We start from the raw sequence: 19,707 nt of genomic DNA, 5'->3' as shown, positions 1-19,707 counted from the left end.
AAAATATTGATTCAAATGAAACACTTAAGTCTGATATTGCTGTTATTTATATTTGTGGCCTGTAAGCGTAAGCCAAAGCCAGAAAATACAGTAGAACAAAGCCGTACCACAGGAAGCGTTAAGATCCTGACTGATGCGTCCTTTGCCAGAGTACTGGCAGATCAGATTGAGGTATTCAAAACGGATTATCCTACAGCTGAATTTACCGTGATCGAAGGTAATGAGAATAAAATCCTACCTACCTTTCTAAACGATAGCGTAAGGGTGATGATTTCCTCCAGGATGCTGACTCCGGAAGAGGACAAGATTTATAGAAATAGAAGTATTGTTCCTAGAACGTCGAGGTTTGCGATTGATGGAATCGCCTTAATTACGAATGCGGCGAACGCGGACAGTACCATTACGGTGCAGGAAGTGATCGATATCCTGCAGGGAAAATCAGCTGCTGGAAAACAATTGGTGTTTGATAATGCTTATTCCAGTACTTTGCGTTATTTTAAAGAACTTGCTGGAGTAAAAGAACTGCCAAAAAAAGGAGTTTATACTTTACAGGACAATAATGACGTTATAAAATACGTTGCAGATAATAATAATTTTATTGGTGTAGTTGGGGTAAACTGGTTAATCTCCAATGAGGCAGCTATGGCTGGGCCAATCGCCAAAGTGAAGATGCTGGGGGTGAAGAATTTACCAGGAAAAAAAGGGGATAATGCGTTTTATACGCCAATTCAGCAGAATTTAATTAATGGGATATATCCTTTTTTAAGAAATATCTACATCATTAATGCGGAAGGCCGTGAAGGTTTAGGCACAGGTTTTGCAAACTGGTTAGTAAGTCCACGCGGACAGCTGATCGTACTCAAATCTGGACTAGGTCCACATAAAATGATGCCGAGAGAATTTAATTTAAAGAATACAAACTAAATTTTATATTTGAACTATGAAGCCTGATTAGGAGCTTCATTACAATTAAAACAATAGTGAACCATGAAAATGACAAAGAAAGCAATAACCTTAAGTTTAGGTTTAGTAGTGATGGGTTCTGCCTCTTTTGCTCAAAGCTTAAATGATGCAAAGAAGGCTGTAGATGCCGAACAGTACCAGAAAGCGACCACCATGCTGAAAGCATTGGTAAAATCACAAGCGAATAAAGGAGAAAACTACTTTAATTTAGGTGATGTTTATCTAAGAATGGATTATGTAGATTCAGCGAGAGCAACTTTTACTCAAGGTGTAACGGCAGATCCTAAAAACCCTTTAAACTATATTGGTTTAGGTGAAGCTGATTTATATGATAAAAATCCTACTTCGGCAAAAACTAATTTTGATAAAGCTGTAGAGGTATCTTCTAAAAAAGATTATATCCCTCAGTTATACATTGGAAAAGCTTATATCGCTACCGATAATAAAGACTTTACTGCGGCATTACCTTACCTGCAAAAAGCAGATGAGTTGGATGCTAATGATAAAGATGCAGAGACTTTCTTAGCCTTAGGTGATTACTATGCCGTTCAGAAAAAAAACTCTGAAGCTTTGCAAAACTATATGAGAGCATTGAACATCAATGCAAATCTAATCAGAGCAACCGTTCAGATTGGTAGAATGTACACAGAATCAAGAGCATTCCCAGAAGCAGAAGATCGCTTGAAAGAAGCGATTACTGCTGATCCTAACTATGGTCCTGCTTACAGAGAGCTTGCTGAGCTGTATATGCAATGGGCAAACCAGGTTGTTGCTGAACAAGCTGCTAAATCTGCTTTGGCATTGACTAACTATAAAAAATACTTAGACTTGACTGATAACTCTTATGAGTCTAAATTACGCTATGCTCAGTTCTTGTTCTATGCAAAGGACTATCCAACCTTAGAGCAAGTAACTACTGAGTTAGCTACAATGAGCCCTAACAATGAGAAAAGCCTTGTGGTATCAAGATTACGTGGTTATTCAGCTTATGAGAATAAGAACTATCCTAAGAGTTTGGAGTACATGAATGACTTCTTTGCGAAAGTGAAAGATCCTTCACGTATCATTGCTGATGATTACCTTTATTTAGGTAAATCGCAAATGCAAACAGGTAACGATAGCTTAGCTTTAGGGAATATCGTTAAAGCAGTAGAGAAAGATTCAACAAAAGCAGATGCTTTAGAAGAAGTTGCATTATCGCTGTTCAAAGCTAAGAAATATGATAAAGCTGGTGATGTGTATACATTGGCACTTAAGGCAAATCCTAATGGCCCAAATAGCTTAACCAATAACTACTATTTAGGTACTGCAAAATATTATGATTATGCTTTTAAAGACAGAGACGGTAAACATCCTGATAAGAAAATCTTAGCTGATGCTGACTCTGCTTTTGCTAATATCATTAAGGCTAAAAATGATTTCGTTTTAGCGTATGCTTTTAGAGCGCGTATTGCAAAGTATAACGATGATGCAAATAACCCTAAATGGTTAGCTGTTCCTTACTACGATCAGTTGATTCAATTGGTAACCGTGACTAAGCCTGAACTTGCAGCCGCACAACCTAAAGAATTAGTTGAAGCTTATGTTTATGCCGGTTCTTACTATGCACAAACTGATAAAGAAAAAGCAAAAGAATACTTGACTAAAGCTTTAGCAATTGATCCTGCAAATACAGGTGCTCAAGAGCGTTTGAAGCAATTAACTGCTCCTGCAGCTAAGACTCCAGTTAAGAAAAAGTAATATTTTCCAATAAAAGAAAAAGGCAGGGTTGTTATCCTGCCTTTTTCTTTTAATTTTGTCCCAAATTTAATGCCATGGAAACCCAAAGTGTACCTGTAGATTTTTTACCTATTGTATTTCAAATTATTGTTGCTTTAGGATTTGTTGTTGTGACTTTGATTGCCACACACTTTTTAGGCCCAAAAAGAAAGACAGCTGATAAGTTGGCTACTTTCGAAGCGGGGGTGAAGGTGGTAGGTAATGCACGCCAGCCTTTCTCTATTAAGTATTTCTTAGTAGCGATCCTGTTTGTTCTTTTTGATATTGAGGTAGTCTTCATGTACCCATGGGCAGTAAACTTCAGAGAGCTTGGTATGACCGGGATGATCCAGATGTTCGTCTTCATGGGCACCTTGCTGCTAGGTTTTATCTACATTTTGAAAAAGAAAGCTTTAGACTGGAATTAACCTATTTAGATTGTTTCTAAATGATCAAGGTTTAGGCCAATTCCTTTCAAAATATTGTAAATTTGTGGTTCATTCTTTGTAGGAATGAACCTTTTTTCGTTTTGTATCATGAGTAACATCAATATAGTAGACGCGCCTCCAGGCATAGAAGGATCTGGTTTTTTTGCCACCTCTTTAGACAAAGTAATTGGTTTGGCACGTTCCCATTCATTATGGCCCCTGCCATTCGCGACTTCTTGTTGCGGTATCGAATTTATGGCTACAATGGGTTCTCACTATGACTTCGGTCGTTTTGGATCTGAACGCTTAAGTTTTTCTCCTCGTCAGGCGGATTTATTAATGGTGATGGGTACCATCGCTAAGAAAATGAGTCCGGTGTTAAAACAAGTATATTTACAGATGGCTGAACCTCGCTGGGTGATTGCCGTAGGTGCCTGTGCTTCCAGTGGTGGTATCTTTGACACGTATTCAGTGCTTCAGGGGATCGATGAGATCATTCCTGTTGATGTGTACGTTCCAGGTTGCCCACCAAGACCAGAAGCGATCTTAGACGGCTTTGGGAAGATTCAGGAGTTGGTTAAGAACGAATCTTTGAGAAGAAGAGATTCAGATCAATACAAAGAAATGTTGGCTTCATACGGAATTCTATAATGGCAGAGGTGACAAATAAAGAGATCTTAGAGGCATTGAATGAAAAATTTGGTGCTAAAATTATAGGGGTAAATGAGCCTTACGGCTTACTTACTTTCGAAACCACAAAAGATGTCATCATCGAGGTGCTGCGCTTCTTAAAAGAAAGCGACACGAATTTTAACTTCCTTACGGACATTACAGCAGTTCATTATCCGGAGAAAAAACACGGTATTGCAGTGGTTTACCACCTGCACAGTATGGTGAAAAAAGTTAGGGTACGTGTAAAGGTATTTATCGATGAGCATCATCCTACCATTCCTACGGCGACCGTTCTTTGGAATGCCGCGAATTGGATGGAAAGAGAAACTTATGACTTTTTCGGTGTAAAATTCGAAGGTCACCCGGATTTAAGAAGAATATTGAACATGGACGAGCTTGGTGTTCACCCTATGTTAAAACAATATCCTTTGGAAGATCCAAACAGAGTAGATAAAAAAGACGAATACTTTGGTAGATAAGCACATGAATCACAATCAACCGGTATATACAGATAATGATCCCCAGAATGAGCTGGTAACCCTGAATTTAGGGCCTACTCACCCTGCAACACATGGTGTTTTTCAAAATGTTATTCAGTTAGACGGAGAGCGTATTGTAAGTGGTGTTTCTACCATTGGCTATATCCACCGCGCTTTCGAGAAAATAGCAGAACACCGCCCATTCTATCAAATCACTCCACTAACAGATAGACTGAACTACTGCTCATCGCCAATCAACAACATGGGATGGCACATGACAGTAGAGAAATTGCTGAACATCCAAATGCCTAAAAGGGTAGATTACCTGAGGGTAATCGTCATGGAGCTGTCGAGGATCGCCGATCACATTATTTGTAACACCATTATTGCTCAGGATACTGGTGCAACCACTACTTTCCTTTACTTGTTCCAGTTTAGAGAGCACATCTATGAAATCTTCGAGGAGATTTGTGGTGCTCGTCTGACGACTAACATTGGTAGAATTGGTGGTTTTGAAAGAGATTTCAATGAAATCGCCTTTGCGAAAATTAATAAATTTTTAAAAACATTCCCAGTAGCGTTAAGAGAATTCGAAAGTTTGCTTGACCGTAACAGGATCTTTATCGACCGTACTTCAGGTGTGGCTGCAGTAACTGCAGAAATGGCCTTGGATTATGGCTGGACTGGCCCATTACTGCGTTCTGCAGGAGTAGATTATGATGTTCGTGTAAGCGAGCCCTATTCTTCTTACCAGGATTTCGATTTTCAGGTTCCTGTAGGTACCAGCGGTGATATTTATGACCGTTACCTGGTGCGTAATGCAGAAATGTGGGAAAGTGTGAGCATCATTGAACAAGCCTTGGAGAAATTGAAACATGAGCCTGCTGGAATCTTCCACGCAGATGTTCCTGAGTTCTATTTGCCGGCTAAAGAAGAAGTTTACAACAATATGGAGGCCTTAATCTATCACTTCAAAATTGTGATGGGAGAGATTGACGCACCAAAAGCAGAAGTTTACCATGCAGTAGAAGGTGGTAACGGAGAATTGGGTTTCTATTTGATCAACGACGGTGGTAGAACACCTTATCGTTTGCACTTCAGAAGACCAAGCTTTATAAATTATCAAATGTTTGCGCCCATGAGTGTTGGTATGCTGTTATCAGATGCCATCATCAACATGAGTAGTATGAATATTATTGCAGGAGAATTAGATGCTTAAAGTAGAAGAACAACAACCTGTACAGTTCTCCTCAGCTTTAGTTGAAAAGTTTGAAGAGATCGTTAAAAGGTATCCGGAAGGAAAGCAAAAATCCGCTTTATTGCCAATTTTGCATGAAGTACAAGCAGAACTGGGCTGGTTAAGTCCAAATGCTATGGATAAAGTTGCGGAATATCTGCGCATAGAGCCAATTGAAGTATATGAAGTAGCTTCGTTCTACAGTATGTACTTCCTAAAGCCACAAGGGAAATACGTTTTGGAAGTTTGCAGAACGGGACCTTGCTGTCTGGTTGGTGCAGAGAAACTAATGGGCCATATTGAAAAAAGCCTTGGCGTTAAAGAAAATGAGGTCACTCCTGATGGCTTATTTAGCTGGAGAGGCGTAGAGTGTTTAGCTGCCTGCGGCTATGGACCCGTGTTACAAATTGGCCCTGAATACACTTTCTATGAAAACCTTAACGAACAAAAGGTAGACGATTTGATACAAGACTTACGCAAGAAATAATGAGTCGTAAACTATTATTAGAACATATAAACGTACCAGGCATTCATACATTGGATGTTTATCGCCAGAAAGGCGGGTACCGTTCCGTGGAAAAGGCCCTGAAAACTCTGACTCCTGATGAAGTGGTGGAAGAGGTAAAGAAGTCTGGATTACGCGGGCGCGGGGGTGCAGGATTTCCTACGGGAATGAAATGGAGCTTTTTAGCTAAACCGGAGGGCGTAGCGCGTTACCTGGTTTGTAATGCCGATGAATCGGAGCCGGGAACGTTTAAAGACCGTTATCTGATGACTCACATTCCTCATGCACTGATTGAAGGTATGATTGTATCCAGCTTTGCTTTGGGTGCAAAAACTTCGTTCATCTATGTACGTGGTGAAATGATGCCTCAAATTCGGATTCTGGAAAGAGCAATTGCAGAAGCTAAGCATGCTGGATTTTTAGGTAAAAATATTTTAGGTTCAGGTTACGACCTGGAATTATACGTTCAGCCGGGTGGTGGTGCTTATATCTGCGGAGAAGAAACTGCATTGTTAGAATCATTGGAAGGAAAACGTGGTAATCCAAGAATTAAACCTCCATTCCCTGCAATTGCAGGGTTGTACGGCTGTCCGACGGTAGTGAACAATGTGGAATCTATTGCAGCTGTAGTACCGATCATTAATGATGGCGGCGACGAGTATGCGAAAGTAGGTATTGGACGCAGTACAGGTACAAAACTGATCTCAGCCTCTGGAAATTTGGTAAGACCGGGTGTTTATGAGATTGAATTGGGACTTCCTGTAGAAGAATTTATCTATTCTGATGAATGGTGTGGCGGTATCGCCAATGGCAAAAGATTAAAGGCAACTGTTGCTGGTGGATCTTCTGTTCCGGTACTTCCTGCTAACCTTTCCTTAAAACTTGCAAACGGGGAACCTCGTTTAATGAGTTACGAATCTTTATCTGAAGGTGGCTTTGCTACTGGTACGATGATGGGTTCTGGTGGTTTTATCGCTTTTGATGAAGACCAGTGTATGGTTAGAAACACCTGGAATTTCTCCCGTTTTTATCACCATGAGAGTTGCGGCCAATGTTCGCCTTGTCGTGAGGGTACTGGATGGATGGAAAAAGTGCTTCACCGCATTGAATATGGCCATGGTAAAATGAGCGATATTGATTTATTGGTGGATGTAGCTAAGAAAATTGAAGGAAACACGATTTGCCCGCTAGGTGATGCAGCTGCATGGCCAGTAGCAAGTGCCATCAGACATTTCAGAGATGAATTTGAATGGCATGTGAAAAACCCTCAGTTATCCCTGGATACAAATTATGGATTAGCAAATTATGCTGAACCAATAGCTAAAGCAGTTAGTACAGAAAATTAACGATCAAACCAATGCTTGGAAAGCTTAATAACTGGAAAAGCAACGCGATGATAAAGAATATCTTTAACAATGAGTGATAAAGTTAAGGTAACCATAGACGGAATAACCGTAGAAGTAGCACCAGGGACGACCATCCTAAATGCTGCGCGCCAAATCGGTGGGGATATTGTTCCTCCGGCGATGTGTTATTATTCCAAATTAGAAGGCAGTGGTGGAAAATGCAGAACCTGCATCGTAAAGGTGAGCAAGGGTTCTGAAAAAGATCCGCGTCCAATGCCGAAATTAGTAGCTTCATGCCGTACCACTGTGATGGATGGAATGGAAGTGATGAACATTACTTCTCCAGAAGTGATCGAAGCAAGAAGTGGTGTAGTGGAGATGTTGTTGATCAACCATCCATTAGATTGCCCGGTTTGCGATCAGGCTGGTGAATGTGACCTTCAGAACTTAGGTTATGAGCATGGTTTGCAGAAAACGAGATATGAGTTTGAAAGAAGAACTTTTGAACGCATTGATATCGGTGATAAAATCCAGTTACACATGAACAGGTGTATTTTGTGTTACCGTTGTGTATTTACGGCTGACCAGATTACCAATAAACGTGTTCATGGGATCTTAAACCGTGGAGATCATTCAGAAATCTCTACTTATATCCAAACGGCTGTCGACAATGATTTCTCTGGAAACGTGATCGATGTTTGTCCGGTGGGTGCATTAACAGACAAAACTTTCCGATTTAAAAACAGAGTTTGGTTTACTAAACCAATCGATGCACATAGAGATTGCCCTACCTGCAGTGGTAAAGTAACACTGTGGTACAAAGGAGAAGATGTTTTGCGCGTAACTGCAAGAAAAGATGTTTATGGTGAGGTGGAAGAGTTTATCTGTAATACTTGTCGCTTTGATAAGAAAAAGACTGCAGACTGGACTATTGAGCATCCTACGCACATCCCTGATACCTCTGTAATTGCCTCAAATCACTACGAGACTTTAATACCTTTACCGGTAATTCAGGACGATGAGCGATTGAAAGAAGCAAATAGGATTGAACTAGAAAAAACCACTAAATTCTAATGGATATAGCTTTTGTAATAGAAAAATTTGTACTGGTAGCGATTATATTCGGTATAAGTTTAGTGATAGCCATGTATTCCACTTATGCAGAAAGGAAAGTGGCTGCATTTCTACAGGATAGGTTAGGACCAGACAGAGCCGGTCCATTTGGAATTCTTCAGCCATTAGCTGATGGGGTTAAAATGTTCATGAAAGAGGAAATCATTCCTACAAACGCCAGCAAATGGTTGTTTATGGTAGGTCCTGGTTTATCTATGTTAACGGCGTGTATCGGAACCGCTGTGATTCCTTGGGGAAGCGCAATGACGATCGGTGATCGCGTGATTCCTTTGCAGGTAACAGACATTAACGTAGGTGTACTTTATATTTTCGGAGTAGTTTCTCTAGGTGTATACGGTGTAATGATCGGTGGCTGGGCATCCAATAACAAATACTCCTTATTGAGTGCGATTCGTGCAGCATCACAAAATATCAGTTATGAGATTGCAATGGGATTATCCATTATCGGCTTATTATTGGTAACCAACTCTATGAGTTTGGGTGAGATTGTTGCCAATCAACACGGATGGCGCTGGAACGTATTGTATCAGCCTTTAGGTTTCTTATTGTTCATGATCTGCTCTTTTGCAGAGACGAACAGAGCACCTTTCGATTTACCGGAATGTGAGACGGAGCTCATCGGTGGTTATCACACAGAATACTCGTCCATGAAATTAGGTTTCTACCTGTTCGCAGAATACATCAATATGTTTGTTTCTGCAGCGGTAATGGCTAGTTTATACTTTGGTGGTTACAACTACCCTGGAATGGATTGGGTACTGGTGCAAACAGGAACAGTGATTGCTCCACTAATTGGAGTGGGTGTTTTCTTCTTAAAGATCTTTGCTTTCATCTTCTTCTTCATGTGGGTACGCTGGACGATTCCTCGTTTCCGTTACGATCAGCTGATGCACTTAGGCTGGAAGGTATTGATTCCTTTGGCTATTGCGAATATCATCATCACAAGTATTGTGATTGCTATAATTGAAAAGTTTTAACTGTCCGCATTTAGCGGTATAATCAGGAGGTTTAATGGAACCATTAACCAGTAAAAAGAAAGTATTAGAGAAAAAGCCCCTTACGTTTGCAGAACGCATGTATTTGCCTGCAATCACTAAAGGCTTAGCTATTACCATCAGCCACTTCTTTAAGAAAGAAGCGACGATCAGATACCCGGAAGAGCAAAGAGAGTTTTCTACGAACTTCAGGGGGATGCACTCCTTGAAAAGGGACGAAGAAGGTAAAGAACGCTGCACGGCCTGCGGCCTTTGTGCATTGTCTTGTCCAGCTGAAGCCATCACTATGATTGCCTCAGAGCGTAAACCGGAAGAAAAAGACCTTTACCGCGAGGAGAAATATGCCTCAGTATATGAGATCAACATGTTACGTTGTATCTTCTGCGGATTGTGCGAAGAAGCCTGTCCAAAAGAAGCCATCTATTTAGACGGTCCGATTGTCCCTTCAGATTACCTGCGTAAAGATTTTATTTATGGCAAGGATAAACTGGTAGAGGCACCATTAGAGAAGAAATAATAAGCATAGGTAACCTCTTCGGTTATTAATATAAACAGTTTAAATTATATAATAAATGGGTACATCGGTATTCTATTTTGTAGCAACATTAAGCGTCATCTTTTCACTGATGGTTATCTTTTCTAAGAACCCAGTGCATAGCGTGCTTTACTTAATTGTTACTTTCTTTACATTAACAGTTCATTATATTCTATTGAATGCGCAGTTTCTGGCAGTCGTGAATTTTATCGTCTACATGGGGGCCATCATGGTACTGTTCCTCTTCGTGCTGATGCTACTCAACCTGAATAAGGACAATGAGCCGCTGAAATCGACCCTAGTCAAGGTAGTAGGCGTGATTGCAGGATGTTGCTTAGTAGTGACCATCATTGGTTCTTTAAAAGCAACAGCGATTTCTGATCCGGTATTATTGAAAAACCCTAATCTCGGATTGGTGAAGAATTTAGGTAAGGAATTATTTGGTCCTTATATGTTGCCTTTTGAGCTGTCCTCGATTCTATTGCTAACCGCAATGGTAGGTGCAGTATTGTTAACTAAAAAAGAAAAAGCATAGTATTGGGTTTGCATCATTTGATGTAAAGCTCATTGCATAACATAAGTATAAACTGAATGGAAAACATAACTCAGGGATTGCAGGGAGTACCACTTAACCACTACATCTGGCTAAGTGCGATTATTTTCACCATTGGTGTAATTGGGGTATTGACCCGTAGAAACGCCATCGTCATTTTTATGTCGGTAGAATTAATGCTGAATGCAGTAAATTTACTGCTGACCGCATTTTCGGTACATAACAATGATCCGTCAGGACAAGTATTCGTATTCTTTATCATGGTGCTTGCCGCTGCAGAAGTTGCAGTAGGACTAAGTATCATCGTAATGGTGTACAGAAATACTCAATCTATAGATATAAATGTGTTGAATCGCCTTAAGTGGTAATTAATAAGAATAAAGTAATAACATGATAAATTTAGTTTGGCTGGTTCCCTTAATTCCTCTTTTAGGCTTTGTTATCAATGGCCTGGGAAGAAATACGCTTTCTAAAAACCTGATCGGTTTTATCGGAAGCAGCGTGATATTCATTTCCTTTGCCATCAGTGTAGGTATCTTCTTCGAATTAGGAGCAGATGCGAATAAGTCACATGAGATCTTCCTGTTCGACTGGATCAGCGCTGGTCAGCTGAACATTCCACTTTCCTTCCTGGTAGATCCACTCAGCTCAATTATGCTGCTGATCATTACCGGTGTGGGTTTCTTAATCCATATTTATTCGATTGGCTACATGCACGCTGATGAGGCTTTCGGGAAGTTCTTTAGCTACCTGAACCTGTTTATCTTCTTCATGCTGCTATTGGTATTAGGTGCTAACTACATCGTGATGTTTATCGGATGGGAAGGCGTAGGACTTTGCTCTTACTTACTGATTGGATTCTGGTATACGAACAGCAGCTATGCTTCGGCAGCGAAGAAAGCTTTCATTATGAACCGTATCGGTGACCTTGGTTTTCTTTTAGGTGTATTCTTTATCTTTAGCACTTTTGGTACAGTAGAGTTCTCTAAAATCTTTCCTCAGGCGGCAAATATGCTTCCTGGAAATGGCAGCATCGCTTTAATCGCATTGCTGCTGTTTATCGGTGCCTGCGGTAAATCGGCTCAATTGCCTTTATTTACCTGGTTACCTGATGCGATGGCTGGTCCAACGCCGGTTTCTGCATTGATCCATGCGGCTACCATGGTAACTGCGGGTGTATATATGATTGCAAGGTCAAATGTGCTCTTCGATTTAGCACCAATGATTCAGCACATTATTGCAATCGTTGGTCTGGCTACAGCAGTATTGGGTGCAATTATTGCCTTAACGCAAACTGACATTAAAAAGGTACTGGCTTATTCTACCGTATCTCAATTGGGATATATGTTCCTTGGTTTGGGAGTTGGCGCTTACAATGGAGCTTTCTTCCACGTGATCACACATGCTTTCTTTAAAGCATTATTGTTCTTATGTGCGGGTTCTGTGATTCATGCTTTACACCATGAGCAAGACATGAGACACATGGGCGGCTTACGTAAGAAATTACCAGTTACCTTTATGACCATGCTGATCGGTACGATTGCGATCGCTGGTTTACCTCCATTCTCTGGTTTCTTTTCTAAGGATGAGATCCTGGCGCATGTATATGCACACGATAAAACGATGTGGGCGATCGGTGTATTCACCGCTTTCTTAACGGCTTTTTATATGTTCAGAATGCTGTTCCTTACTTTCTCAGGAAAGTACCGCGGAACGCACCATGCAGAAGAGAAAATTCATGAGTCTCCGAAATCAATGACGATTCCTCTAATCGTATTGGCAGTTTTATCTGCTGTCGGTGGAATGATCGGTATTCCTGAAGCATTGGGTGGTCACCATTGGTTGTCGCATTGGATGGCTCCTGTGATCAAACACGCAACTGAGGGACCAGATCATGCAACGGAATATATGTTAATGGCAGTTTCTGTACTGGGCGTATTGATTGCAATAGGATTTGCCTATGTGAAATATGTGAAACAAAACCACATCCCACTTCCTGATGAAGGAAAAAGGTCGGCTTTGGCTAACCTATCTTACCAGAAATTCTATATTGATGAGATTTATGATCTGTTAATCAGAAGACCTTTGGATGCACTTTCAACTTTCTTCTATAAAATTATTGACAATAAAATTGTTGATGGTATTGTGAACGGTTTAGGCTGGAGCACTTCGGAAGCCAGTAAAGGTTTACGTTTGGTTCAGTCCGGAAACGTTGGCTTCTATCTGTTAATGATGGTGGTAGGAATCATCTCATTGTTATTGTATACTTATTTATCTCTGTAAAAGATCGTTCAAGAAAACATAATGGAACAACTTTTAATACTTCTTATCTTTCTACCATTGGTTGGCGCCGTGGTTACTGCATTCACAGGTAATGCAGCGAAACATGTGGCTCTGGGCTCAGCAATCCTTTCATTAGGCTTGACGCTCATCACGGTATGTAATTTTACACCGGATGCCAGTACGCAATTTGCGGTAAACTATCCCTGGATTCAGGATTTAGGCATCAATTTCCACGCAGGAATTGATGGGATCAGCATGATCACCGTTTTATTAACCAATGTATTGGTTCCGATCATTATTTTATCGGCTTATCAGCACAACTATAAAAAGGCCAATGCATTCTTTGCATTGATCTTGTTCATGCAGTTTGGTTTATTATTGGTATTTACGGCTTTAGACGCCTTCTTATTTTATATCGGATGGGAAGCAGCCTTGATTCCAATCTACTTTATCTGCGCAATCTGGGGTGGTAAAGACAGGATTAAAGTAAACATGAAGTTCTTCGTGTATACCATTGCTGGATCGTTGTTCATGCTAATGGGTATCATCTATCTATACTTACAAAATCCTGCTCATAACTTTGAGTTACAGGCTTTCTATCACCTTGACCTTGATGCTGCACAGCAGGGATGGATTTTCTGGGCTTTCTTTATCGCATTTGCGATTAAGATGCCAATCTTCCCATTCCATACCTGGCAGCCAGATACGTATACTGAAGCTCCAGCTCCAGGTACCATGTTATTATCAGGTATTATGCTGAAGATGGGTATTTATGGCGTGATCAGATGGTTATTGCCAATCGCACCTGAAGGTGTTCAGCAATGGGGTCATTTAGCCATTATTCTTTCGATTATTGGTGTGGTTTATGCTTCTATCATTGCTTTTACACAGAAAGACGCCAAGAGACTGGTTGCTTATTCATCCATTGCTCACGTAGGCTTAATCTCGGCAGGTATTTTTGCTTTAAATACACAAGGGATGCAGGGTGCAATGGTGCAGATGTTAAGTCACGGTATCAACGTAGTTGGTTTATTCTTTGTCCTGGATATTATTGCCAGCCGTATGAAAACTAATAAAATAGCTGAATTGGGTGGTATTGCTAAGAAAGCACCTCAATTGGCTATTGCCTTCCTGATCATTGTATTGGGAACGGTAGCACTTCCAGGAACTAATGGTTTCATTGGCGAGTTCTTGTTACTGATCGGAATTTATCAATACCAGGTATGGGCAGGCGTTTTCGCCGGATTGTCTATCATCTTTGGTGCGGTGTATATGTTCAGAATGTATCAGAACATTATGCTTGGAAAAACCAATGACCTCACCATAGGCTTTACAGATATTAAAGGATCTGAAAAAGTAGTATTGTACGTCATTTGTGCCTTGATTATTGCTTTAGGAGTGTATCCTAAGCCAATCCTTCATTTATCTGAAGCCTCGGTACAACAATTAATAGAACAGGTAACACAAAAATTAACATCGGTAAACTAAGCAAATGAATATCATCATAACAATTACTGTTACAGCTTTAGTGGTGCTTTATGCAGGTTTGTTTAAAGCTAAAAAAGCGTTATTACCCCTTACCTTAATTGGTTTGCTTACTTCGCTGGCTTTTGTAGTGACTTCCTGGAACACCAATCAGACTTATTACGGAATGATGCAAATGGATAACTTTGCATTAGCTTTCGCAGGTCTAGCAATTATCGGAACATTTTTTATCTTCCTCTTGACGCAGAACTATTTTGCGGCCAACAGTGAAAATATTGCAGAATACTTTACCCTCATGCTCTTTGCCCTGACAGGGATTGTGATCATGGTGTCTTATAAAAACATGTCGATGTTATTTATTGGTGTGGAGATCATGTCTGTGGCACTTTACATCCTGGCCGGCATCAGAAAGAACAATTTCGCTTCCAACGAGGCGTCTTTAAAGTACTTTCTAATGGGTGCTTTCTCTACAGGCTTCCTATTGTTCGGTATTACCCTGATCTACGGTGCTACGGCTTCTTTCGACTTGGATGCGATCAATAAATACCTGGTGGAGAACCCACAGCAGGTTTCTCCTTTATTTTATTCTGGAGTAATCCTATTATTGGTGGGTTTGTGCTTTAAAATCGGTGCGGCACCTTTCCATTTCTGGACTCCGGATGTATACGAAGGAGCGCCAACATGGGTCACTACTTTCATGTCTACCGTAGTGAAAACTGCAGGTTTTGCAGCGATTCTACGACTATTCGCAGATACATTTGCACCGCTGCATGATTTCTGGTTACCTCCATTAATGGTGATCGTATGTCTGACTTTATTCATCGGTAACGTCACTGCTTTATTTCAAAAGAACTTCAAAAGAATGCTGGCTTACTCCAGTATCTCTCATGCAGGCTACTTATTGTTTTCTTTAGTCTCCCTTACTGCGAGCTCTATGAACAATGTATTCGTATACGCTGCAGCTTATACTTTTGCAAGTATGATTGCTTTTGGTGTGCTGATTTTGGTGAAACAGAAAACTGGCAATGACAACTTTGAAAGCTTTAATGGTTTAGGCAAACGCAATCCTTTTGCTGCCTTTGCTTTGACAGTAGCGATGCTGTCTTTAGCGGGTATCCCCTTAACAGCTGGTTTCATCGGTAAATACCTGATGTTCCTGAATGTAATGCACGATTACCATTTCTATTTAGTGGCTTTCGCGATTTTGAATGCGCTAGTAGGATTTTACTATTATTTCAAAGTAATTGTAGCGATGTATTTCAAAGAAGGTGCGGAAGTAGAACTGGAAACACCTGTACAGTATAAAGTTGTATTGGCTTTGTCACTGATCATTACCGTTTTCCTTGGGATTTATCCTGCTGTAATTTTAAATCTGATATAGTCATTTCTGTAGATAATTATATGTAGTTTTACGAATAATTGAACTATGCAAGATTTCTGGAACTCATTACAGCAATTCATTGATCCTGAAAAACTACTTAAAGAAGGTGGTTTTTATGTTGTAATGTTTGTGATCTTCGCCGAGACAGGTTTGTTTTTTGGTTTCTTCTTACCAGGGGACTACCTGTTGTTTCTTGCCGGCATGTTCGTTGCTACAGGCAAATTAGACGTCAACTTATATGTGTTGATCCTCGGACTAATTATTGCCGCCGTATCAGGTAACTTTACTGGCTACTGGTTTGGTCGAAAGACGGGCCCCGTACTGTACGAAAGAAAGGACTCTTTCTTCTTTAAAAAACGCTATTTGAAGGCTGCCGAAGATTATTATAATAAACAGGGGGCCTTTGCACTGATCATGGGGCGCTTTGTACCAATTGTAAGAACTTTTGCACCGATTTTTGCTGGTGTAGTAAAATTAGACTTTAAAAGATTTGCATTATATAACTTTGCAGGTGCAATTATTTGGATTGCTTCCTTAACTTTGCTGGGTTACTTTCTTGGCAAAAGATTTGAAAAAGAAATTAACGATTATTTATTATACATAATTATAGGTTTTATTGTCATCACCACCATTCCGCTGGTTTACACATTCGTAAAGAAGCAAGTAGTGAAAGAAGACAAGGACGATATATCAAACACTGAACATTAAAAATGATTAAAGACGAGCGTCATCCGTGGCATTTTGTTTCTCCAGGTGAAAACTTACCTGAAACAGTAAATGCAATTATTGAAATTCCTAAAGGATCTAAAGCAAAATACGAAATCGATAAAGATTCCCACCTGATTAAATTAGATAGGGTACTTTTTTCTTCTGTAATGTACCCGGCCAACTATGGTTTTATTCCACAAACTTATTGTGATGATAATGACCCTCTGGATATCCTTGTACTTTGCTCTGTTGATGTTTACCCAATGTCAATCGTAGAAGCAAAAGTTATTGGTGTCATGCACATGGTGGATAATGGTGAACAAGACGATAAAATTATTGCAGTAGCAAAAAATGATATGTCTGTAAACTACATCAATGATTTAGCAGAATTGCCTCCTCATACGATGAAAGAAATTGTAAAGTTCTTCCAGGATTATAAAGCCTTAGAGGAAAAACAAGTTACTATTGAGCACCTTTTAGGCGTTCGATATGCGCATAAAGTGATACAAGAAAGTATCCTACTTTATGACCAGAAGTTTAGAAATCAAACATCTTAATGGAAGGATTCAAGATATTTTTAACATTCTTCTTAGTAGCACTGAACGGATTTTTCGTTGCAGCAGAGTTTGCAATTGTAAAAGTTCGGGCATCACAAATTGAAATTAAAGCAAAATCAGGAAACAGGGTAGCAAATATTGCAAAATATATTACTCAGCACCTGGATGGATACCTAGCTGCCACGCAGCTAGGTATTACTTTAGCCTCTCTGGGCTTAGGTTGGGTGGGTGAATCTGTGATGCACAGCCTGATCCACGACATGTTAGTTGGCTTTAATTTTTCTGAGATTTACATCTCTTCCATCTCTACCGCAATCGCCTTCTTATTTATCACCGTAATGCACATTGTATTTGGTGAGCTGGCGCCTAAATCGGTTGCAATACAACGCCCGGTAGCGACAACACTGTTTATTGCAGTGCCATTACAAGCGTTTTATTTGATCTTCAGACCCTTCATCTGGGTATTGAACGGATTTGCAAACATGATCCTTAAAATCTTTGGAATCTCAACTGTAGGAGGCCACGAGTCTGTTCACAGTACTGAAGAACTTCATTATTTATTAGATCAGGGTAAGGAAAGTGGGGCCTTGGATACCAATGAGCATGAATTGATTAAAAATGTCTTTGACTTCAACGAAAGAGTTGTAAAAAATATTATGGTTCCAAGAACCAAAATATCAGGTATAGAATTGTCTACTCCTCCAGCAGCTGTGATTGATAAAATCATCGGAGACGGATATTCCAGATTACCGGTATATGATGGTATTATTGATAAAATCATCGGTATTATTCATGCCAAAGATATCTTACCACTCCTGGCTTCTAAAAAAGACTGGGTATTACAAGACATCATCAGAAAACCTTATTTCGTTCCTGAAACGAAAAAAATCAATGACCTGCTGAGTGAACTTCAGCAGAAACGCATTCAGATCGCAATCGTCATCGACGAGTTTGGTGGTACCGCAGGTATGGTTACACTCGAAGATATCGTAGAAGAGATCGTTGGAGAAATCCAGGATGAGTATGATGAAGAGAAACCAACAGTAGAGAAAATCTCTGAAACTGAATTCATTATTAATGCTTATGCCACAGTTTATGATGTGAATGAGCATTTACCGCACGACCTTCCCGAGGATGAGGATTTTGATACCGTAGGCGGATTGGTGTCACATGCTTTTGGTAAAATACCGGAAGTGGGCGACAGCGAAGAATGCTACGGATACTTATTTACCATCCTAAAGAAAACAGAGCAAAATATTGAAACCATAAAGCTTGAACTTGTGATTGATAAAAGCGATATGGTAGACAACCATTAAACCTTTTACACAATGCACGTTTTTTATACCCCTGATATTGAGGCCACCGAGTATTCTTTAAATGAAGAAGAAAGTAAACATTGTCTGAAGGTCCTGAGATTAGGCATGGGCGATGTGGTGAACCTGATGGATGGAAAGGGAGGTTTTTATGAAGCGGAAATCATCGGAGAAGGAAAGAGAAATGTCCAGCTCCGTGTGATTAAATCCATTCAGGAATATCAAAAACGAAATCACCACCTGCATATCGTAGTGGCCCCTACAAAAAATATCGATCGACTGGAATGGTTCCTTGAAAAAGCAACCGAGATAGGGATCGATGAAATTACTCCGATCATCTGCGAGCGTTCTGAAAGGAAAATCATCAAAGAAGATCGGCTTAATAAAGTGATTACATCGGCGGTGAAGCAGTCTTTACAGGCTTACCACCCAGTTTTAAATCCACAGATCTCCTTCATAGATTTTCTTAAAATAGAAAATAACTCCATTAAAATGATTGCGCACTGCATCGATGGAGAACCTCGTTTGTACATCAGCCAGGTGGTTGAACCTCATCAAAAATACACCGTTTTAATTGGTCCGGAAGGTGACTTTAGTCCGAAAGAAATTGAACTCGCTTTGCAGAACGGCTTTAAACCATTAACTTTAGGTAATACACGTCTTAGAACAGAAACTGCTGCATTAGCAGCTTGCTTTGAGGTGAATTATTTAAACAGATGAAATTAAAAATAGGCCTGGTTGTCGGATTGATGTTTTTGTTGTGTGGCTTTAAGCCGCCAACTTATAAGATGGCGAAGCTGAAATATAATGGAGGAGGGGATTGGTATGCCAATAGAACCGCACTTCCAAACCTCATCGAGTTCTGCAACAGGAATCTGAACACCAATTTCGCCCCTCAGGATGCTACTGTTGAAGTGGGCAGTGCAGAGTTGTTCAATTACCCTTTCGTATACCTGACCGGACATGGGAATGTGGTTTTCAGTGATGCTGAAGCACAGAATCTGCGAAAATACTTGAGCGGTGGCGGTTTCCTGCACATTGATGATAATTACGGACTGGATAAGTTTATCCGCAAAGAAATGAAAAAGGTATTCCCCGAGCTTTCTTTTGTAGAACTTCCGCCAAATCATCCGCTCTATCAGCAAAAATTTAAGTTTCCAAATGGCTTACCGAAGATCCACGAACATGATGGGAAAGCACCTCAGGGCCTGGCAATAATCAGGGAGGGGAGAGTGATTTGTTATTACACCTTTGAATGCGATTTGGGCAACGGTTGGGAAGATTTCGGCACCTATCCAGATGACACACAAGATAAGCGCTTAAACGCGCTAAAAATGGGCGCTAATTTAGTTCAGTATGCACTAACACAATAACA

General features: G+C 40.2%; 21 protein-coding genes. All 21 read left to right on the top strand.

Going from position 1 to position 19,707, the window contains the following annotated elements; genetic code table 11:
* Positions 1-15: 15 nt before the first annotated feature.
* Positions 16-924, top strand: coding sequence for a substrate-binding domain-containing protein (locus H9X96_RS10915; protein WP_187666297.1), 909 nt, complete (start codon positions 16-18; stop codon positions 922-924).
* A 63-nt stretch (positions 925-987) separates the two neighbouring features.
* Positions 988-2,703: a tetratricopeptide repeat protein gene (locus tag H9X96_RS10910; RefSeq protein ID WP_187666296.1), complete on the top strand. Its 1,716-nt coding sequence runs from the start codon at positions 988-990 to the stop codon at positions 2,701-2,703.
* Positions 2,704-2,777: 74 nt separating this feature from the next.
* Positions 2,778-3,149, top strand: coding sequence for an NADH-quinone oxidoreductase subunit A (locus H9X96_RS10905; RefSeq protein WP_062546542.1), 372 nt, complete (start codon positions 2,778-2,780; stop codon positions 3,147-3,149).
* Between the two features lie 108 nt (positions 3,150-3,257).
* Positions 3,258-3,800: an NADH-quinone oxidoreductase subunit B gene (locus tag H9X96_RS10900; RefSeq protein ID WP_062546543.1), complete on the top strand. Its 543-nt coding sequence runs from the start codon at positions 3,258-3,260 to the stop codon at positions 3,798-3,800.
* A complete protein-coding gene (locus tag H9X96_RS10895) occupies positions 3,800-4,300 on the top strand; it encodes an NADH-quinone oxidoreductase subunit C (RefSeq protein WP_187666295.1) in 501 nt (166 codons plus the stop codon). Before H9X96_RS10900 ends, H9X96_RS10895 begins: the two co-directional genes overlap by 1 nt.
* Positions 4,301-4,304: 4 nt before the next feature.
* Positions 4,305-5,519 (top strand): NADH-quinone oxidoreductase subunit D, encoded by a 1,215-nt coding sequence (locus H9X96_RS10890; protein ID WP_187666294.1) that lies wholly within the window; start codon positions 4,305-4,307, stop codon positions 5,517-5,519.
* Positions 5,512-6,024, top strand: coding sequence for an NAD(P)H-dependent oxidoreductase subunit E (gene nuoE, locus H9X96_RS10885; protein WP_187666293.1), 513 nt, complete (start codon positions 5,512-5,514; stop codon positions 6,022-6,024). Before H9X96_RS10890 ends, nuoE begins: the two co-directional genes overlap by 8 nt.
* A complete protein-coding gene (gene nuoF / locus H9X96_RS10880; protein ID WP_187666292.1) occupies positions 6,024-7,388 on the top strand; it encodes an NADH-quinone oxidoreductase subunit NuoF in 1,365 nt (454 codons plus the stop codon). Before nuoE ends, nuoF begins: the two co-directional genes overlap by 1 nt.
* Before the next feature lie 69 nt (positions 7,389-7,457).
* Entirely contained in the window at positions 7,458-8,462 is a 1,005-nt protein-coding gene (locus tag H9X96_RS10875) for a 2Fe-2S iron-sulfur cluster-binding protein (RefSeq protein WP_187666291.1), read from the top strand.
* Complete coding sequence (gene nuoH, locus H9X96_RS10870) at positions 8,462-9,499, top strand: NADH-quinone oxidoreductase subunit NuoH (RefSeq protein WP_187666290.1); 1,038 nt, start codon at positions 8,462-8,464, stop codon at positions 9,497-9,499. The genes H9X96_RS10875 and nuoH overlap by 1 nt, the downstream gene beginning before the upstream one ends.
* A gap of 34 nt (positions 9,500-9,533) precedes the next feature.
* Positions 9,534-10,034: an NADH-quinone oxidoreductase subunit I gene (locus H9X96_RS10865; protein WP_187666289.1), complete on the top strand. Its 501-nt coding sequence runs from the start codon at positions 9,534-9,536 to the stop codon at positions 10,032-10,034.
* A gap of 55 nt (positions 10,035-10,089) precedes the next feature.
* Positions 10,090-10,587: an NADH-quinone oxidoreductase subunit J gene (locus H9X96_RS10860; protein ID WP_187666288.1), complete on the top strand. Its 498-nt coding sequence runs from the start codon at positions 10,090-10,092 to the stop codon at positions 10,585-10,587.
* A 56-nt stretch (positions 10,588-10,643) separates the two neighbouring features.
* Positions 10,644-10,973, top strand: coding sequence for an NADH-quinone oxidoreductase subunit NuoK (gene nuoK / locus H9X96_RS10855; RefSeq protein WP_062546552.1), 330 nt, complete (start codon positions 10,644-10,646; stop codon positions 10,971-10,973).
* Positions 10,974-10,995: 22 nt separating this feature from the next.
* Complete coding sequence (gene nuoL / locus H9X96_RS10850; RefSeq protein ID WP_187666287.1) at positions 10,996-12,888, top strand: NADH-quinone oxidoreductase subunit L; 1,893 nt, start codon at positions 10,996-10,998, stop codon at positions 12,886-12,888.
* Positions 12,889-12,909: 21 nt separating this feature from the next.
* A complete protein-coding gene (locus H9X96_RS10845) occupies positions 12,910-14,376 on the top strand; it encodes a NuoM family protein (RefSeq protein ID WP_187666286.1) in 1,467 nt (488 codons plus the stop codon).
* A 4-nt stretch (positions 14,377-14,380) separates the two neighbouring features.
* Complete coding sequence (locus H9X96_RS10840; protein ID WP_187666285.1) at positions 14,381-15,754, top strand: NADH-quinone oxidoreductase subunit N; 1,374 nt, start codon at positions 14,381-14,383, stop codon at positions 15,752-15,754.
* 45 nt (positions 15,755-15,799) lie between these two features.
* Entirely contained in the window at positions 15,800-16,462 is a 663-nt protein-coding gene (locus H9X96_RS10835; RefSeq protein ID WP_187666284.1) for a DedA family protein, read from the top strand.
* Between the two features lie 2 nt (positions 16,463-16,464).
* Positions 16,465-17,019, top strand: a complete 555-nt coding sequence (locus H9X96_RS10830) for an inorganic diphosphatase (RefSeq protein ID WP_062546557.1) — start codon at positions 16,465-16,467, stop codon at positions 17,017-17,019.
* Positions 17,019-18,335 carry a hemolysin family protein gene (locus tag H9X96_RS10825; protein WP_187666283.1) on the top strand — a complete coding sequence of 439 codons (1,317 nt, stop codon included), beginning with the start codon at positions 17,019-17,021 and terminating at the stop codon, positions 18,333-18,335. Before H9X96_RS10830 ends, H9X96_RS10825 begins: the two co-directional genes overlap by 1 nt.
* Before the next feature lie 12 nt (positions 18,336-18,347).
* Entirely contained in the window at positions 18,348-19,052 is a 705-nt protein-coding gene (locus H9X96_RS10820; RefSeq protein WP_187666282.1) for a 16S rRNA (uracil(1498)-N(3))-methyltransferase, read from the top strand.
* Entirely contained in the window at positions 19,049-19,705 is a 657-nt protein-coding gene (locus tag H9X96_RS10815; RefSeq protein WP_187666281.1) for a DUF4159 domain-containing protein, read from the top strand. Before H9X96_RS10820 ends, H9X96_RS10815 begins: the two co-directional genes overlap by 4 nt.
* Positions 19,706-19,707: the final 2 nt, after the last annotated feature.

The organism is Pedobacter sp. N36a, from assembly GCF_014472395.1.
Taxonomy (GTDB): Bacteria; Bacteroidota; Bacteroidia; order Sphingobacteriales; family Sphingobacteriaceae; genus Pedobacter.
This window is presented reverse-complemented; position numbering and strand designations above follow the sequence as displayed.

Bases quoted from the DNA above. Each gene is read 5' to 3' on its own strand.
- H9X96_RS10915 (WP_187666297.1), top strand. From the start codon at position 16: ATGAAACACTTAAGTCTGATATTGCTGTTATTTATATTTGTGGCCTGT.
- H9X96_RS10910 (WP_187666296.1), top strand. From the start codon at position 988: ATGAAAATGACAAAGAAAGCAATAACCTTAAGTTTAGGTTTAGTAGTG.
- H9X96_RS10905 (WP_062546542.1), top strand. From the start codon at position 2,778: ATGGAAACCCAAAGTGTACCTGTAGATTTTTTACCTATTGTATTTCAA.
- H9X96_RS10900 (WP_062546543.1), top strand. From the start codon at position 3,258: ATGAGTAACATCAATATAGTAGACGCGCCTCCAGGCATAGAAGGATCT.
- H9X96_RS10895 (WP_187666295.1), top strand. From the start codon at position 3,800: ATGGCAGAGGTGACAAATAAAGAGATCTTAGAGGCATTGAATGAAAAA.
- H9X96_RS10890 (WP_187666294.1), top strand. From the start codon at position 4,305: ATGAATCACAATCAACCGGTATATACAGATAATGATCCCCAGAATGAG.
- nuoE (WP_187666293.1), top strand. From the start codon at position 5,512: ATGCTTAAAGTAGAAGAACAACAACCTGTACAGTTCTCCTCAGCTTTA.
- nuoF (WP_187666292.1), top strand. From the start codon at position 6,024: ATGAGTCGTAAACTATTATTAGAACATATAAACGTACCAGGCATTCAT.
- H9X96_RS10875 (WP_187666291.1), top strand. From the start codon at position 7,458: ATGAGTGATAAAGTTAAGGTAACCATAGACGGAATAACCGTAGAAGTA.
- nuoH (WP_187666290.1), top strand. From the start codon at position 8,462: ATGGATATAGCTTTTGTAATAGAAAAATTTGTACTGGTAGCGATTATA.
- H9X96_RS10865 (WP_187666289.1), top strand. From the start codon at position 9,534: ATGGAACCATTAACCAGTAAAAAGAAAGTATTAGAGAAAAAGCCCCTT.
- H9X96_RS10860 (WP_187666288.1), top strand. From the start codon at position 10,090: ATGGGTACATCGGTATTCTATTTTGTAGCAACATTAAGCGTCATCTTT.
- nuoK (WP_062546552.1), top strand. From the start codon at position 10,644: ATGGAAAACATAACTCAGGGATTGCAGGGAGTACCACTTAACCACTAC.
- nuoL (WP_187666287.1), top strand. From the start codon at position 10,996: ATGATAAATTTAGTTTGGCTGGTTCCCTTAATTCCTCTTTTAGGCTTT.
- H9X96_RS10845 (WP_187666286.1), top strand. From the start codon at position 12,910: ATGGAACAACTTTTAATACTTCTTATCTTTCTACCATTGGTTGGCGCC.
- H9X96_RS10840 (WP_187666285.1), top strand. From the start codon at position 14,381: ATGAATATCATCATAACAATTACTGTTACAGCTTTAGTGGTGCTTTAT.
- H9X96_RS10835 (WP_187666284.1), top strand. From the start codon at position 15,800: ATGCAAGATTTCTGGAACTCATTACAGCAATTCATTGATCCTGAAAAA.
- H9X96_RS10830 (WP_062546557.1), top strand. From the start codon at position 16,465: ATGATTAAAGACGAGCGTCATCCGTGGCATTTTGTTTCTCCAGGTGAA.
- H9X96_RS10825 (WP_187666283.1), top strand. From the start codon at position 17,019: ATGGAAGGATTCAAGATATTTTTAACATTCTTCTTAGTAGCACTGAAC.
- H9X96_RS10820 (WP_187666282.1), top strand. From the start codon at position 18,348: ATGCACGTTTTTTATACCCCTGATATTGAGGCCACCGAGTATTCTTTA.
- H9X96_RS10815 (WP_187666281.1), top strand. From the start codon at position 19,049: ATGAAATTAAAAATAGGCCTGGTTGTCGGATTGATGTTTTTGTTGTGT.